This window comes from Streptomyces ambofaciens ATCC 23877 (genome assembly GCF_001267885.1).
GTDB lineage: Bacteria > Actinomycetota > Actinomycetes > Streptomycetales > Streptomycetaceae > Streptomyces > Streptomyces ambofaciens.
In genome coordinates this window covers 2,395,660-2,410,431 of the sequence record NZ_CP012382.1, presented here as the reverse complement: position 1 = coordinate 2,410,431, position 14,772 = coordinate 2,395,660, and the positions used below count along the sequence as shown (strand labels likewise).

General features: G+C 73.6%; 16 protein-coding genes. 4 read left to right on the top strand and 12 right to left on the bottom strand.

The window, feature by feature from the left end:
* Window positions 1-6 precede the first annotated feature (6 nt).
* Window positions 7-360, top strand: coding sequence for a 5-carboxymethyl-2-hydroxymuconate Delta-isomerase (locus SAM23877_RS10870; protein ID WP_053129768.1), 354 nt, complete (start codon window positions 7-9; stop codon window positions 358-360).
* Between the two features lies 1 nt (window position 361).
* On the opposite strand, the gene SAM23877_RS10865 is transcribed toward SAM23877_RS10870, so the two are convergent.
* From SAM23877_RS10865 to SAM23877_RS10855, 3 genes are all read right to left on the bottom strand, one after another.
* Entirely contained in the window at window positions 362-1,027 is a 666-nt protein-coding gene (locus tag SAM23877_RS10865; protein WP_053129765.1) for a TetR/AcrR family transcriptional regulator, read from the bottom strand.
* Between the two features lie 143 nt (window positions 1,028-1,170).
* Complete coding sequence (locus SAM23877_RS10860) at window positions 1,171-3,099, bottom strand: hypothetical protein (protein ID WP_053129762.1); 1,929 nt, start codon at window positions 3,097-3,099, stop codon at window positions 1,171-1,173.
* A 49-nt stretch (window positions 3,100-3,148) separates the two neighbouring features.
* Entirely contained in the window at window positions 3,149-3,664 is a 516-nt protein-coding gene (locus tag SAM23877_RS10855) for a tetratricopeptide repeat protein (RefSeq protein WP_053129758.1), read from the bottom strand.
* A 153-nt stretch (window positions 3,665-3,817) separates the two neighbouring features.
* Here SAM23877_RS10855 and SAM23877_RS10850 point away from each other — a divergent pair, with 153 nt between their 5' ends.
* Window positions 3,818-4,246: a hypothetical protein gene (locus SAM23877_RS10850; RefSeq protein WP_053129755.1), complete on the top strand. Its 429-nt coding sequence runs from the start codon at window positions 3,818-3,820 to the stop codon at window positions 4,244-4,246.
* Window positions 4,247-4,326: 80 nt separating this feature from the next.
* Here the strand turns inward: SAM23877_RS10850 and SAM23877_RS10845 are convergent, their stop codons facing one another.
* The 7 genes from SAM23877_RS10845 to SAM23877_RS10815 all read right to left on the bottom strand — a co-directional run bounded on the left by SAM23877_RS10845 (window position 4,327) and on the right by SAM23877_RS10815 (window position 12,059).
* Window positions 4,327-5,904 carry a DUF1996 domain-containing protein gene (locus tag SAM23877_RS10845; RefSeq protein ID WP_053129752.1) on the bottom strand — a complete coding sequence of 526 codons (1,578 nt, stop codon included), beginning with the start codon at window positions 5,902-5,904 and terminating at the stop codon, window positions 4,327-4,329.
* A gap of 132 nt (window positions 5,905-6,036) precedes the next feature.
* On the bottom strand, window positions 6,037-6,690 hold the full coding sequence (locus SAM23877_RS10840) for a LuxR C-terminal-related transcriptional regulator (protein ID WP_053129749.1): 654 nt from the start codon (window positions 6,688-6,690) through the stop codon (window positions 6,037-6,039).
* Window positions 6,675-7,961 (bottom strand): sensor histidine kinase, encoded by a 1,287-nt coding sequence (locus SAM23877_RS10835; RefSeq protein WP_053129746.1) that lies wholly within the window; start codon window positions 7,959-7,961, stop codon window positions 6,675-6,677. Before SAM23877_RS10835 ends, SAM23877_RS10840 begins: the two co-directional genes overlap by 16 nt.
* A gap of 52 nt (window positions 7,962-8,013) precedes the next feature.
* A complete protein-coding gene (locus tag SAM23877_RS10830; protein WP_053129743.1) occupies window positions 8,014-9,075 on the bottom strand; it encodes an SDR family oxidoreductase in 1,062 nt (353 codons plus the stop codon).
* A gap of 60 nt (window positions 9,076-9,135) precedes the next feature.
* Entirely contained in the window at window positions 9,136-9,735 is a 600-nt protein-coding gene (locus tag SAM23877_RS10825) for a winged helix-turn-helix domain-containing protein (protein ID WP_053129740.1), read from the bottom strand.
* Between the two features lie 480 nt (window positions 9,736-10,215).
* A complete protein-coding gene (gene glnII / locus SAM23877_RS10820) occupies window positions 10,216-11,247 on the bottom strand; it encodes a glutamine synthetase (protein WP_053129738.1) in 1,032 nt (343 codons plus the stop codon).
* A gap of 353 nt (window positions 11,248-11,600) precedes the next feature.
* Entirely contained in the window at window positions 11,601-12,059 is a 459-nt protein-coding gene (locus SAM23877_RS10815) for a MarR family transcriptional regulator (RefSeq protein ID WP_162492101.1), read from the bottom strand.
* 95 nt (window positions 12,060-12,154) lie between these two features.
* On the opposite strand from SAM23877_RS10815, the gene SAM23877_RS10810 reads away from it, so the two are divergent.
* Complete coding sequence (locus SAM23877_RS10810) at window positions 12,155-13,024, top strand: alpha/beta fold hydrolase (RefSeq protein ID WP_053129732.1); 870 nt, start codon at window positions 12,155-12,157, stop codon at window positions 13,022-13,024.
* A 3-nt stretch (window positions 13,025-13,027) separates the two neighbouring features.
* On the opposite strand, the gene SAM23877_RS10805 is transcribed toward SAM23877_RS10810, so the two are convergent.
* On the bottom strand, window positions 13,028-13,759 hold the full coding sequence (locus tag SAM23877_RS10805; protein WP_053129729.1) for an RlpA-like double-psi beta-barrel domain-containing protein: 732 nt from the start codon (window positions 13,757-13,759) through the stop codon (window positions 13,028-13,030).
* A 121-nt stretch (window positions 13,760-13,880) separates the two neighbouring features.
* Entirely contained in the window at window positions 13,881-14,240 is a 360-nt protein-coding gene (locus SAM23877_RS10800) for an arsenate reductase family protein (protein WP_053129726.1), read from the bottom strand.
* Window positions 14,241-14,414: 174 nt separating this feature from the next.
* Between SAM23877_RS10800 and SAM23877_RS10795 the strand changes: the two genes are divergently transcribed.
* The gene (locus SAM23877_RS10795; protein ID WP_053142357.1) at window positions 14,415-14,729 is read left to right on the top strand and encodes a hypothetical protein; all 315 of its coding nucleotides are present in this window, start codon (window positions 14,415-14,417) and stop codon (window positions 14,727-14,729) included.
* The last annotated feature ends 43 nt before the right edge of the window (window positions 14,730-14,772 follow it).

Genomic DNA, 14,772 nt, shown 5'->3' with positions numbered 1-14,772 from the left:
GCACCCATGCCGCAGATCACCGTCGAGCGTTCCGCACACCTCGACGACGTCGACTGGGAGAAGTTCGCGCTCGCCCTGCACCCGGTGATCGTCGACACGGCCGCCGCCCGGCCGGAGGCGTGCAAGACGCGGGTCCTGCGCAGCGAGGACGAGGCCGTCGGGGGCGAGCGGGAGGGGCACGCCATCGTGAACGTCTCGATCGCCCTGCTCGCCGGACGCTCCGACGACACCAAGGCGCGGCTCACCGAAGTCGTGGTGGAACTGCTGCGGGGGCACGTCCAGCCCCGGGACGGGATCACCCTGCACCTGTCGGCCGAGGTGCGCGACCTCGACCCGTCCTACCGCAAGGCCGAGGTCTGAGCTACGACGCCAGCGCGATCAGCCGGCCGACCAGGTCCCCGAACGGGCCGTCGGCCGGCTCCTCCGCCAGGACCCGGCGCAGCAGCGCGCCCATCTCCTCGTCGTGGGCGGCGCTCACCGCGGTCAGCGCGGCGAAGTCGTGCACCAGCTGGGTCTCCAGCTCGGCGCGCGGGATGCGGCGCCCGTCCAGCCAGATCAGAGCCGTCGACTCGGCCAGCGAGATCCAGGAGCGGACGACCAGTTCCAGCCGCGCGGGCGGGTCGGTGACGCCCAGGTGCGAAAGGATCTGGACATACGCGGCCTGCCGTACCGAGTCCACGAGGGCGTTCGTCGTGGAGCTGCCGACCGCCGGACCCCCGCGCATCAGCGCCGAGAAACCCGGGCCGTGCTCGTCGACGAAGTCGAAGTAGCGGCCCATCACCCGCAGCAGCCGCGCGCCCAGCGGGCCCTCCCTGGGCTCCACGAACCGGCTCGCGAGTTCGTCCGAGGCGCGGTGCAACGCGGCCTCGTAGAGGCTGAGTTTGCCGGGGAAGTAGTGGTACACCAGCGGACGCGAGATGCCCGCCGCCGACGCTATCTCGTCGATGGAGACCTCGTCGGGCGAGCGGCGGCTGAACAGCTCGAGCGCGACGCCGATCAACTGCTGCCGCCGCTCCTCGACGCCCATTCTGCGGCGCACCCCGGTAGTCATACGAACACCTTACCGATTCAATCCGGCCCCCGAACGGGCCGGACCGGTCATCGGTGTTCACAGGTCCGGCAGGAGCGCGGGCGTCCCGGCAGCGGGACACCCGGCGCGGTCCGGGGGCCTCAGCGCAGCCCGCCGATGGTCCGCCCGCCTTCCAGGGTGCCCTTCAGCTCGGCCCGCGCGCCCTGCTCGGCCTTCGCCGTCAGCAGGTTCCCGTCGGCGGAGTCGCCGATGCCGCCCGTCGCCTCGATCCGCTCGGTGCCCCGGTCCCCGGCGGCGAGCAGGTACCAGTGCCCGCCCTCCGACTTCCACAGGACCCCGGCCAGCACGTGCGGGTCGCGCTCACCGCACGCCGGCACGTCCTGCGCCTTCGCCGCCACCGCGCCCTGCACCCCGCCCGGCGTCCGGAACTGGGCCAGCACCCGGGCGCCCTCGCCCCGCCAGGTCTCGGCCCGGGTGCACACCCAGGCACCCGCACCGCTCGCGTCGGGCAACGGCTGGGTCGCGTACGCCCAGGCGTTCACCGACCGCACCCCCTGGCCGCGCACGGAACCCAGCGAACAGGCGTACGGCGCCCAGGCGGCCGCCTCGGCGCCGGAGGCGTCCCGCACCGAGCCGGGACGCCCACTGGTCAGGCGGGCCGGCACCAGCTCACCGAGGTCGGTCACCAGACGGGTGTCCGAGCCGTCGGCCAGCTCCAGCGCGTTCCAGGACGTGCACGCGCCGGACTGGTGCTGCACCGGGCCGGCCATCGGCGAGGTCACGCCGTCGGTCAGCGTCAGGTCCCTGGCGCCGGCGTCCGGCTCGGTGAGATCACGCTCGGCCGCCCCGGTCACCCAGGGCGCCGTCAGATAGCGGACGTTGCCGTCGGTACGGCCCAGGACCACCGCGCCGGCCTCGGCCCGGCGGGCGCCGTCGGTGCGCGCGAAGTCCAGGGCGGCGCCGGCCGCGCCGTCCTTCGGCTCGGCGTACCGGGCGAGACGCAGACCGTCGTGCAGGATCACCACGCGCGCGTTGTCCACGATCCCGGCGTACAGCAGCTGGGGCGGGCCGGCCGGGCCGCCGGTCGCGGTGCCCGGTGTCGCCGAGACGCCCACGTTCTCGCCGGGACGGGCCCACACGGCCAGGGCGCGGCGCAGCAGCTCCTCGTCACCGGTGAGGTCACCGCGGGCCGGCCACACCGAGAAGTCGGTGCGCGCCGAGGTCTTCCACGCGGCCGGGGCGGCCTTCGTCAGCTCGGCGGGGTCCAGGGCCGCCTCGGCCGCCGGGTTCCGCGCGTACGCGGGGGCGGCGGCGCCGTCCGGCCCCCAGCCGTCGCCGGGCAGGCCCAGCAGGGCCCCGCACACCACGAGGGCCGCCCCGGCGACCAGGGCGGCCCTCGTGTGCTGCCGGCGGCGCATCAGATCGGTCGGCCGGGCCTGGAGCGAGCAGGGGTCGAACTCGGGGGAGGCGAGCAGCGCGTACCGGGCGGGCACCTGGTCGGCCTCCCGCAGCGCGGCCTCGGCGTCGGCGACCCCGGCCGCCGCGAGCAGCTGCCGCACGGCACCGTCGGGGAGGTTCTCCAGGCCGCGCAGTACGTAGGCGGCCCGGCCCGGCGCGGTCAGGGCGGACAGGTGCTGGTCCAGGGCGAGTTCGTCGGCGCCGCCGGAGCGCGGGAAGAGCTTGAGCCCGCGCACCTGGGGCATCAGCGGCGGCAACTGGGACCGCTTGGGCCAGGCGCGCCGCTTGAGGGGCAGGCCGGCCTCCAGTGCCGTACGGACCACCCGCAGGCGGACCAGGGCGTACCCGGGGTCCGTGTCGCGGCCCGCCGACTGGGCCGGGATCACGGGGGTCGTCGTCCGGTTCCGGGGCAGCGCGCGCTGGGTGAGGGAGTGCGCGGTCAGCACCCGGCGGCTGCGGCCGAGGCCCGGCGGCAGTACCAGGTAGGCGAGCCGGACCAGGCGCGGATAGTGCTCGACGAGCGCGGCCTCGGCCTGCTCGACGTCGACGACCGGGCCGGCCGAGGAGGCGGAGGACGATGCGGGGGGCGGGGCGACATCCTGTGACTGCACGTTCAGCAGAACGAGCGAACCGGTGGATGGTCACCGTGCGCGCACGGCGCTAGTCCTCGGTCTCCACGAGCAGCCGCGCGTACTCGGCCATCGAGCGCTGGTAGCGCGGCAGGTGGGGCGCCAGGGCGCCGAGCACCAGCGACAGGCCCTCGCGGTCGCGGCCCATGCTCGACAGGCAGAGCGCCAGCGTGGCGCGCACCGCGTCGTCCAACTCGTCGGACGGGGCGACCAGTTCGGACGACAGCAGCTTCACGCCCTCCTGCGGGTGCCCGGTGTTGCGCAGCGAGCTGGAGAGCTGGATCTTCGCCCGGCGGCCCTTGTAACCGCTCACCTCGCCCAGGCCGCGTGCCAGCGCCTCGCGGTACAGCGGCACGGCCCGGTCGGAGTGGCCCGTCGAGTCCCAGGCGCAGGCCCGCTCGAACAGGCCGAGGGGGCTGTCCGCGGGCAACTCGTCGGCGAGGGCGTCGATCACCGCGCGGAAGGCGGCCCCGTCGTCCCCGGTGTCGGTGCGGTCGTCGAACGCCGCCCATGCGGCGGCGACACGGTCTTCCCAGTCCTGGTCCACGGCGCCACTTTCGCACGACCGTGCCCGCGAGGACACGTCCGTCACCGAATGCCCGCCGGTTTCTGAGTACTTCGGGCCCCACGGCCGTATCGATGGCGAGAGCCCTCGCCGGGGCTCCGTGCGGCATGACGCCGGAACGGACCGGAGGAACACATGAGGCTGACCCGACCGATGCTCGTGCTGGCCGCGGCGGCGGTGGTGGCGCTGACGGGCTGCGGAGCCGACGGGGACGGCGAGGCGGCCGTGCCCGAGACGGCGACCGGCAGTCTGGAGCACCTGGCCGCCGAGGTGAGGTGCGACCCGAACATGCAGACCGACGCCGACACCATCCGCCAGGCCCTCTGCGGGAAGGGCGAGGAGAAGTACGTCCTCGCCACCTTCTCCACCGACCGCGGACAGCGCGAGTGGATCAACACGGCCAAGGACTACGGCGGTCACTACCTCGTCGGCCGCAAGTGGGTGGCCGTCGGCCACGAGGACGTCGTGGCCGGCCTGCGCGGCCGGCTCGGCGGGACCCTGGAGGAGGGCGCCCGGCACGACGGCGGCGCGCACCCGGCCGGGCACGGCGCGCACGGCGGCTGACCCCCCGCGGGGCGGGACGGCGAAGAGGGCCGGTGGCGGGTTTCCCCGCCACCGGCCCTCGTGCTGCGGCCGTGCCGCGGCTACTGGCAGTCCTCGCCGTTGTTGATGCAGTCCACGACCTCGTTCATCAGGTCGTCGTCCATGACGTTGATGAAGTCGTTGTGATCGGTGATCGGCTTGTGCAGCTGCTCCGGGAAGCTGTCCACGGCGTACGGGTTCTGCACCTGGCCGTTCTCGACGGTCGGGGTGGGGATGTCGTACACCAGGCGGACCTGGAGCTGGGGGATGGCCTGGAAGCCGTTCGCACAGCTGCCGTCCGCCTGGACGAACGCCACGTGGTCCCGGTGGTTGGCGCTGTCGATGTTCTGGCCGTCCCAGCAGCTCTGGAAGTTGGCCGTGCGCACCACCTGGCTGCCCTCGGGGCACAGCGGGTACTTGTCCGTGACCTGCCGGTCCTCGAAGCCGGTGCAGCTCCAGGAGCTGTTGGCGTTCGCGTCGCCGTTGGTGAAGGACTTGGCGTCGCCGGTGATGATGCGCAGGAACTTCGGCATGGCGACCACGTCGCTCTGCTGGTTGCCGACGAACTTCAGCTCGGCCTGGGCCGGCTTGAGGATCCTGCCGATGTTGCCCTCGGCGCCACCGCCCTGCTCGTTCGCGTCGAACTCCTGCGTACCGTCCTGGAGGCGCAGCACCGGCCAGTAGTAGGTGGACTTGTCGCCCTGGTTCTGGCACGAGGTGTCCGCGCCCGCCAGGTCCTCGTCGCTGGAGAAGGCGTCGTTGTCCTGGTTGCCCACGTAGTCGTGCGTGTGGTGGGCGCCGTTGTCGACGCCCGGGGCGGCGATCAGGTTGTCGCTGTTGAACAGGTTGTTCTCGTTGACACCGCAGTCCGTGGTGAAGGTGCCGGTGGAACCGCCGTCGCCGTCGGCGGCCAGCCCGTTCTGGCTGTTGCGGGAGTTCGGCTCGACGTCGTTGATGTCGACGAAGTCGTCGGCCACCGGGCCGGCGACGCCGTTGCCGTTGTCGTCCTGGTTCTGGCCGTCGTCCTGGCCGTCACCGTTCTGACCACCGTCCTGGCCGCCGTCCTGGCCGTCGTTCTGGCCGTCGTTCTGGCCTCCACCGTCCTGCCCGTCGCCGTTCTGGCCGTCGTTCTGACCGTTCCCGCCCTGCCCGTCGCCGCTCTGCGGCTGCTCGGCGGGCTGCCCCTGGCATCCGGCCAGCTCGTCCAGGTTGTCGTCGGCCCGGCCGCCGGCCCGGTTGATCTCCAGCTGGATCCGGTCGATGACCGCCTTCCGTCGGTCCTTCAGCGGGCCGAGGATGGCGTTGCGGACGTACTGCGAGTCACCCGCCTGCGCCTGCCGCGTGGTGGCGAGGCGCTGGTAGGCCTCGGTGATCTGGCTGTCCAGCGTGGCCAGTTCACCGTCGACCTCACCGCGCGCCCGGTCCGGCACGCCGGAGATCTGCTGGCCCACGTCGGGACAGTCGATCGTCGCGACCTGCGCGGCGGCGGACCTCGTCCGGTGGTGCCCCGGACCCTCCTCGTGCGCCGAGGCGTAGAAGTTGGCCCACACCAGCCCGCCCCCGCCGACCGCCAGGGCCGCCGCCCCGGCTACGAGCTTGGTGGCCAGCGGTGAACGGCGTTTTCTTGTGTTGCGTCCCATGGAACTCCTCTGACTTCCTTGCGGGGCATCGAGGGCGCCCGACAGGAGTGAAGCGGCTCCCTTTCTTACGGAGTCGGTCCCAGGGGTGTTCAGTCGTCTCGGTGATTGCCGGGTTCCGTGGGGCGGGTGAGGTCAGCGACCGTGGTCCAGATACGCGAGAACCGCCAGCACACGGCGGTTGTCGTCGTCCGAGACCTCGAGACTCAGCTTGGCGAAGATGTTCGCCGTGTGCTTCGCGATCGCCCGCTCCGTGACGACGAGCCGGCCGGCGATCGCCGCGTTCGTCCGCCCCTGCGCCATCAGCTCCAGCACCTCCAGCTCCCGGGGCGTCAGCCGCTCCAGCGGCCGGTCCGCCGCCGCGCGCCGGCTGAGCAGCTGCTGGATGACCTGGGGGTCCATCACCGTGCCGCCCGCCGCCACCCGCCGCACGGCGTCCACGAACTGCTCGGCGTCGAACACCCGGTCCTTGAGCAGGTACCCGACCCCGCCGGTGCCGTCGGCGAGCAGCTCGCGCGCGTACAGCTGCTCCACGTGCTGGGAGAGGACCAGGACCGGCAGTCCCGGTCGCGCGCGGCGGGCCTCGAGCGCGCACTGCAGGCCCTCGTCGGTGTGCGTGGGCGGCAGCCGGACGTCGACCACGGCGACGTCCGGCTCCAGTCCGGCCAGCGCCCGGGACAGCTCGGGGCCGGTCTCGACGGCCGCGGCGATCTCGAAGTCGTGGGCCTCCAGGAGCCGGACGAGTCCGTCGCGCAGCAGGAACAGGTCTTCGGCTAGGACAACGCGCAAGGGATCTCCATGGTGACCATGGTGGGGCCGCCCGCGGGCGAGCCGACGGCCATGACGCCGTCGAATGTACCGAGCCGTCGCTCCACCCCCGCCAGGCCCGACCCGGCGGCCACCGCCGCCCCGCCCTTGCCGTCGTCGGTGACGGCGATGCGCAGCGCCCCCTCGGCGTGGTGCACGTCGATCCAGATCCGGTCGGCACCGGAGTGCTTCACGGCGTTGGTGAGGACCTCGCTGACCGCAAAGTACGCGGCGGCCTCCACGGGCGCCTCCGCACGGCCGGGCAGGTCCACGGCGACCTCGGTCTCCACGGGCATCCGCAGCGCCAGGGCGCGCACGGCGTCCCCGAGGCCGCGCTCGGCGAGCACCGGCGGGTGGATGCCGCGCACGAGCTCCCGCAGCTCGGTCAGGGCCTCCGCGGAGGACCGCCGGGCCTGCGCGAGCAGCTCCCTGGCCTTCTCCGGGTTCTTCTCCAGCAGCGTCTCGATGGTGCCCAGGTCCATGCCCATGGCGACCAGCCGGGCCTGCGCGCCGTCGTGCAGGTCGCGCTCGATGCGGCGCAGTTCGGCGGCGGAGGTGTCCACCGCGTCGCGGCGGGTCTCGGTCAGCACCCGTACCCGCTCGGCCAGTTCGCCCTGACCGGAGCCGAGGACCGCACCGGTGAGCCGGAAGTGGGCGTGGAGCAGGCGCGGGGTGAGCCAGAGGGCGGCGAGCAGGACCACCGCCCCGAGGCCGGCGGCGTAGAGGGCCGAGACCTGGTCGGTGACCCGGACGAAGCCGTACCAGTACCCGTCGGGCAGGACCCGCCACAGGCCGGCCGCGATCGCGAACCCCTCCAGCGGGTACAGCGGCAGCGCGAAGGCCAGCAGCGCGGTGACGGTACCCGCCGTCATGTCGACCGGCAGCCAGCGGAAGTCCCGCCAGGTCGCGGGGTCGCGGAGCATCCCGAAGGTGCGTGCCCACGGGTTGGCGTCCTTCGGCAGGGGCCGGTACGCCCGCGGGATCCGCACCCCTCCCCACTCGACGGCGAGCAGCCTGCGGCGGTCCGCGAACGCCCGCACCCCCGTGAGCACCCACGGCGTGGTGACGAGGCCGATCCCGATCGGGACGAGGGCGACGGACACGAGGGTCAGGCAGAAGCACAGCACCGAGCCGATCAGGCAGATCGGCACCAGCGCGAGCCCCCGTACGGCCGCCAGCGCCACGCCCCGCGCAGGTGCCCGGCCCTGGCCGGTGCTCGTCCCGACGCCGCTGCTCTTCGTGTCGATGTCCATGCCCGTAGTCTCGCCCGGGCGAAGACCACGGGTCACGGGGCCGAGCCCCCGGTCAGGGGGTGGTGCCAGGTACACCCCAGCCGGGGCGCCGGGCGCCGGGGCCTTCCCCGCGTGAGCCCCGGTCGGCGGCGAGGACCTTCGCCTCCGTCTCCGGGTCGAGACCGACCGGCGGCCGGTCCGGGCGCCGCGGTGCCGTGCCGCCGATCCCCTCCAGCCAGGACCAGGTGCCGGTGACGGTGTCGCCGACCGGACGGCAGGTCAGGCCGGCCGCCAGCGCCCGGGAGACGTCCGCGCCGTGCAGGGCGTCGTGCAGGTCGCTGCCCGGGGGCGTCCACACCGGCAGCTGCGTCCACGGCTCGACGCCGGCACCGAGGACGGTGCCGGGCGCGGTCCAGACCAGCTCGGCCGGGGCGCCGGTGGCGGCGACGCACGCGTCGAGCAGGTCGCCCATCGTGGCGTGCCCGGGCGGCGAGACCAGGTTGTACGGCCCGCTCAGCTCCCGTTCCACCGCTCCGAGGACCCAGTCGGCGAGGTCACGGACGTCGACGTACTGCACGGGCAGGTCCCGCGGGCCCGGCGCGAGCACCGGGCCGCCGCGCGCGACGCGGTTCAGCCACCACGGCAGCCGCCCGATGTTCTCGTACGGGCCGAGGATCAACCCCGACCGGACGAGCACCGAGCGGTCCGCGCCGAAGGCGTCCAGGACGGCCAGCTCGGCGCCCCGCTTGTCACGGGCGTAGTCGCTCTGCCCGGCGTCCGCCGAGGCGCCGTCGACGAGCGCGGCGTCCTCGGTGTACCCGGCGGGCGGGGCCCAGGCGTACACCGAGCAGCTCGACACGTACACGTACCGGCCGACGCGGCCCCGCAGCAGCCGCGCCGCGTCCCGCACCGCCCGGGGCGCCGCCGACCAGGTGTCGACGACGGCGTCCCACGTGCCGTCGGCCAGGGCGGTGAGTCCGTCGGGTGCGGTGCGGTCGCCGTGCAGCGACCGCGCTCCGGACGGCGGCGCGTGCCGCCCGCGGTGGAAGACGGTCACCTCCCAGCCGCGACCGAGCGCCGCCTCGACCACGGCCCGCCCCACGAACTCCGTACCACCCAGCACCAGTAGCCTCATGCGGGCCACTGTGCCCGGCACGGGGCCCGAAGGGAACGCCCGTCTGCCGACAGCAGAGACTCAGCGCCCCGTGGGCGGCGTGTACTTGTAGCCCACGCGCCGCACGGTCTGGATCGTCCGCCGGTGCTCGGCACCGAGTTTGCGGCGCAGCCGCGCGACGTGCACGTCGACGGTGCGGCCGTCGCCCACGTGGCCGTACCCCCACACCGTCATGACCAGCTGGTCACGGGTGTGCACCCGGTGGGGGTGGGTGACGAGGTGGGCGAGCAGCTCGAACTCCAGGTAGGTCAGGTCGAGTTCACGGCCGTCTACCGCCGCGGTGCGGCGCCCGGTGTCGATCCGGACGAGCGGGTCGCCGCCCTGCCCGCCGGCACCCGCCCCGGTGTCCTTCCCCGCCGCCGCGGGACCGCCCGCCGGCGGGAACGGCGGCTGCTGGTCGGCCGGGACGAGCACCAGGTAGCCGACCATCGGCGGACGGCCCGGCAGCGAGGGCAGGGTGTGCGGGGGTGCGGGCAGCCAGGTGGCGCCCGGCGGCAGGAACTCCGTGACGTCCACCGTCTCGTCCCGGTCGACGGCGCGCAGTCCGTGCCGGTGGCCGACGGGGGCGGGGAGGGCGGGGGAGTCGAGGGTGACGGTGGACAGGGAACGGGTGGTCGCCATGAGACGTCAGCTCTTTCGCGCGAGAGGTTCGTCGGGTGGGGCGACGGGCGCGAGTCGGTGATCGGGCGCGTCGCGGGGACGTACGTCGTGCGCGCCGGTGGGAAGCCCGGGTCGTGTACGCCCGGGTGGCCCGGGTGTGTCCGCCCGGGCGGTGTACGGCTTCCTAGCGGGCCGGCGCGGTCGTCGCGCGGCAACACACCCGGTCGAAGTCGTCGTGCTGACGGGAGGGCCAGAAGGGCTCGAGGTCATGGCGACCCGTCGCTGCGTGCTTCCGGAGGCTGACCATGGGTCCATTGAAGCAGACGCGGGCCCGCGGCAGGAGCCTCCTCTCACTGCGTGGACGCCGGCCGGCGCGAACTCGCCGCCGTACGGCCCCCGCAGAGGCCGTCGGCGCCCTGTACGAGGCGGGTGGCCGCGGAGGCAGCGCGAAGGGCGCCCACCGTCGTGGTGGGCGCCCTTCGGAGCGAGCGGGGGTCCGGCTCAGACCTGGCCGGCCTTGTCCAGCGCGGTGCAGCAGGTGTCGACGAGCAGGCGGGTCACCACGTACGGGTCGACGTTGGCGTTGGGGCGGCGGTCCTCGATGTAGCCCTTGCCGTCCTTCTGGACCTGCCACGGGATGCGGACCGAGGCGCCGCGGTCGGAGACGCCGTAGGAGTACTCGTTCCACGGAGCGGTCTCGTGCAGGCCGGTCAGGCGGTCGTCGATGCCGGCGCCGTAGTTCTTGACGTGGTCCATCGGCTTGGAGCCCTCACCGAGCGACTCGGCGGCGGTGATGATCGCCTCGTAGCCCTCGCGCATCGCCTTGGTGGAGAAGTTGGTGTGCGCGCCCGCGCCGTTCCAGTCGCCCTTGACCGGCTTGGGGTCGAGGGTGGCGGAGACGCCGAAGTCCTCGGCGGTGCGGTAGAGCAGCCAGCGGGCGACCCACAGCTGGTCGGAGACCTCCAGCGGCGCCAGCGGGCCGACCTGGAACTCCCACTGGCCGGGCATGACCTCGGCGTTGATGCCGGAGATGCCGAGACCGGCCTTCAGGCAGTTCTCCAGGTGGGCCTCGACGACGTCACGGCCGAAGATCTCGTCCGAGCCGACGCCGCAGTAGTAGCCGCCCTGCGCGGCCGGGAAGCCGCCCTCGGGGAAGCCGAGCGGGCGGGCGCCCTTGAAGAAGGTGTACTCCTGCTCGATGCCGAAGATCGGCTCCTGCGCGGCAAACCGCTCGGAGAGCTCGGCCAGCGCGGCGCGGGTGTTGCTGGGGTGCGGGGTCATGTCCGTGTCGAGGACCTCGCACAGCACCAGGATGTCGTCGCCGCCGCGGATCGGGTCGGGGCAGGAGAAGACCGGCTTGAGCACGCAGTCCGAGGAGCTGCCCTCGGCCTGGTTGGTGGAGGAGCCGTCGAAGCCCCAGATCGGCAGGGCGTCCAGGCCCGCGGGGGCGTCCGTGATGATCTTCGTCTTGGAACGGAGCTTGGCCGTCGGCTCGGTGCCGTCGATCCAGATGTACTCGGCCTTGAAGGTCACGGGGACACATCCTTCGGGGTGGGTCTGGGCGCACATGCGGGTGCTGCGGCGCCGGGGCGGACCGGAGCGGGCCGGGGCGTCGCGTCTACTGCCGTGCAGCGTGCCAACAGGCGATTTCCCGTCCGTTGCCCGTATGTGAACCCCGTGTTACCTGGGGTCGGTGTGGCGTGCCTCTCACGCCTGCGGTCCGTGCTGGCCGCCGTCCCGTGCCTGCGGTCCGTGCTCGGCCCCTGTCCCGCGCCTGCGACCCGTGCTGGCCGCCGTCCCGTGCCTGCGGTCCGTGCTCGGCCGCCGTCCCGTGCCTGCGGTCCGTGCTCGGCCCCTGTCCCGCGCCTGCGACCCGTGCTGCCGCCCTACGCCTCCCGCCCGTCCTCGGCCGCCGCCTCGCGCATGCCGGCCAGGAAGGAGCCGATCGCCCGCAACTCCCGCTCGTCGTACCCCCGCAGCAGCTCCACCGCCCGCCCGATCAGCGGCCCGAAATGGGACCAGCCGAGGCCGACCGCCCGCTCGTCGACCTCGACGGTGACCCTGCGCCGGTCCCGGTCGTCGCGCACCCGCCGCACATGACCGGCCCGTTCCAGCCGGTCGACCAGGGCGGTGGTCCCCGCCGAGTTCAGCCCGAGGGCGGCACCCAGCCGCCCGGCGGTCATCGCCTCGCCCGACCGGGACGCGTCCATGAGCGCGATCAGCGCGCGGACGTCGGTGGGGTGCATGCCGTGACGCTGCGCGAACCGTGCGCTGTGCGCCCCCAGTTCCACGGCGACCGCGCGCAGCAGGTGGACGATCTCCATCTCCGGTCCCTGCTCGGCCATGGGTTCCGCCTCCGCTATCATCTCGCCCGACAAGTATCTCGCCGAGCAAGAGAATACTCGGCGCGAGAGGACACCGAAGGGCAGGGGGCCCGTTCATGAGCGCTCGCGGCACGTACGACGACGGCCGCTTCCAGGCCGCGTACGACAAGGTCATGGACAGGTGGCCGGCGGGACGGGAGACCACGACGGTCACCACACCCTTCGGCGAGACCCACGTCAACGTCGTCGGCCCGCCCGGCGCCCCGCCCGTCGTCCTCCTCCCCGGCGGCGGCGCGGCGACCTCGGCCTCCTGGTACGCCCAGGCCGGCGAACTCGCCCGTACCCACCGCCTCCACGCGGTCGACCTCATCGGCGCCCCCGGCCGCAGCGCGCCGGCCGGCGACCGCCACCCCCGCACGGTCGCCGACCTCAACGGCTGGCTGGACGCCCTCCTCGACGGCCTCGGCATCGGGGAGACGGCCCTCGGCGGACACTCCTACGGCGCCTGGATCGCCCTGCACCACGCGCTGCACGCACCCGGCCGGATACGCCGCCTGTTCCTCCTGGACCCGACCCAGTGCTTCGCCGGGTTCGAGGCGGCCTACCTGCTGCGCGCGCTGCCGTCGCTGCTGCGGCCCACGCCCCGCCGGGTGCGCGCCTTCCTGGACTGGGAGACCGGGTCGGGCACCCCCGACCCCGACTGGCTGGCCCTCCAGGAGGCGGCGGTCGGCTTCCCCGCCCGCCGGCCGGTGACCGGACCGCGTCCCGAGGCGGGCCGGCTGCGCGGGCTGGACGTGCCGGTCCTGCTGCTCCTGGCCGGGAACAGCAGGACCCACGACCCGTCCGAGGTGGCGACCCGGGCGCGGGCGCTGCTGCCGCGGGTGGAGATGGCCGTCCTGCCGGACGTGTCCCACCACGCGCTGCCGCAGGATGCGCCGCCCGACCTGGGCCACCGCCTCGGCGCTTTCCTCACCGCGGCGGGCTGAGCCTCATGCCACCTTCTCGATCAGCGCCCGCCGGATCAGGAACTTGCCCTCCTCCCGGACCTGCTCGAAGGCCGCGTTGTTGAGCAGGACGCAGCTTCCCGAGGCGGAGGCGACCTCCACCGTCGTGGACTTGGCGTTGTCCAGGTTGGTCACCTTGAGCCTGGTGCCCACCGGGAACTGGTTGCTGGACGCGGCGGGCGCGCCGCCCTCGCCGGAGAGGGTGACGGTGGAGCCCTCGCACACCTGCTCTCCGGCCTGCGCGGCACCTCCCGCCTGATCCCCGGCCTGCTGCCCGGCGTCCTGCCCCGCCCCTTGCCCGGCGTCCTGCCCGGCCCCTTGCCCGGCGTCCTGTCCGGCTTCCTGATCCGCCTCCTGGCCGGCCTGCGGCGGCTGCGTGGCCTGGGAGTCCTGAGCCGACTCCCCGACCGCGCAGCCGGACGCCGCCTGCTTGCGCTCGATCTCCGCGAGGACCGCCTCGCGGTTGGCGATCCTGGCCTCGGACTGCGCGTCGGGAGCGGCCCGCTGGCCCTCGATGAAGCGCTGGTTGTTGCCGAACGCCGTGGCCAGGCCCTGGCAGACGGAGGAGTCCTGAGCGGACGTCGTCCGAGCGTTCTGGGTGGTCTGGGCGGCGTTCGAGGCGTTCGCCGCCACGAACGCCCCGCCTCCCGCCACCGTCGCCGCGCCGACCAGCAGCGCGATCTTCTTCCTCGTACCGAGAGTTCTCCTGCGCGGCATGCGCGCCTCCTGACGAGCTAGGGGAGCGTACGCCGCTATGTACGAGATACCGAACGGAGTTGCTCAGCGGCCGACTGGGTACGCGCGAGTAACCTGCGTCACAGTCAGCCTTCCTCGTGCTCTAACGGGACAGGGCGTCCCGAACCGCCTCGTCGGTGCGGCCCACGACGGCCGTCCCGTCGTCCGCCGTGATGATCGGACGCTGGATCAGCTTCGGGTGTTCGGCGAGGGCCGTGACCCAGCGCGCGCGTGACGCCTCGTCACGCGGCCAGTCCTTCAGGCCCAGTTCCTTGGCGGCGGCCTCCTGGGTGCGGGTGATGTCCCACGGTTCGAGTCCGAGGCGGGTGAGCACCTCGCGGATCTCGTCCTCGCTCGGTACGTCCTCCAGGTAGCGGCGGACCGTGTAGTCGGCGCCCTCGGCGTCGAGCAGGCCGACCGCGCTGCGGCACTTGGAACAGGCCGGGTTGATCCAGATCTCCATGCCGCACACGGTAGCCCGGGGGCGCGAGAACCCGTTCGCCCCGTGGGTCACAGCGACCCCGAAAGCCCTTGTGGCCAGGGGCTTTTGTCAGTGGGGGGCGGTAAAATAGAAGCAGTGTTCGAGGGTGTCGCCGGGAGGTCCGGACGGCGCCCTGACCGCGACAGGAGGATGCCCGTGCCCGCTGCCGCACTGAAGCCGAAGCCGTTGCCCACCCAGTCCACCGCCAAGCGGCCCGTCCTGCTCGACCTGCCGTACGAACCCGTGGAGAAGCGTCCGCTGCCGGCGGGCCGCCCCCGCGAGTGGTACGTCTCGCACAACCGCCGGCTCAAGGCGATGCGCCTCGCCATCGCCCTGCTCGACTCCGGCGTCTACCTGCCGAACCAGGCGCGCAACGAGAGGATACGGAGGGCCGCGCAGACCATCGGCGTCCACCCGCCGTCGGACACGACGTGCCACATGGTGCGCGCGTTCATGCGGTACTCGCGGTGAGCCTTGCCGGGCACCCGGTCCTCGTCCCGGGTGCCCGGCGTCA

Coding starts and splice junctions, on each gene's coding strand:
- SAM23877_RS10805 (WP_053129729.1), bottom strand. CDS start 13,759: ATGCCGCGCAGGAGAACTCTCGGTACGAGGAAGAAGATCGCGCTGCTG.
- SAM23877_RS10845 (WP_053129752.1), bottom strand. CDS start 5,904: ATGGGACGCAACACAAGAAAACGCCGTTCACCGCTGGCCACCAAGCTC.
- SAM23877_RS10815 (WP_162492101.1), bottom strand. CDS start 12,059: ATGGCCGAGCAGGGACCGGAGATGGAGATCGTCCACCTGCTGCGCGCG.
- SAM23877_RS10830 (WP_053129743.1), bottom strand. CDS start 9,075: ATGAGGCTACTGGTGCTGGGTGGTACGGAGTTCGTGGGGCGGGCCGTG.
- SAM23877_RS10865 (WP_053129765.1), bottom strand. CDS start 1,027: ATGGGCGTCGAGGAGCGGCGGCAGCAGTTGATCGGCGTCGCGCTCGAG.
- SAM23877_RS10825 (WP_053129740.1), bottom strand. CDS start 9,735: ATGGCGACCACCCGTTCCCTGTCCACCGTCACCCTCGACTCCCCCGCC.
- SAM23877_RS10835 (WP_053129746.1), bottom strand. CDS start 7,961: ATGGACATCGACACGAAGAGCAGCGGCGTCGGGACGAGCACCGGCCAG.
- SAM23877_RS10800 (WP_053129726.1), bottom strand. CDS start 14,240: ATGGAGATCTGGATCAACCCGGCCTGTTCCAAGTGCCGCAGCGCGGTC.
- SAM23877_RS10810 (WP_053129732.1), top strand. CDS start 12,155: ATGAGCGCTCGCGGCACGTACGACGACGGCCGCTTCCAGGCCGCGTAC.
- SAM23877_RS10850 (WP_053129755.1), top strand. CDS start 3,818: ATGAGGCTGACCCGACCGATGCTCGTGCTGGCCGCGGCGGCGGTGGTG.
- SAM23877_RS10870 (WP_053129768.1), top strand. CDS start 7: ATGCCGCAGATCACCGTCGAGCGTTCCGCACACCTCGACGACGTCGAC.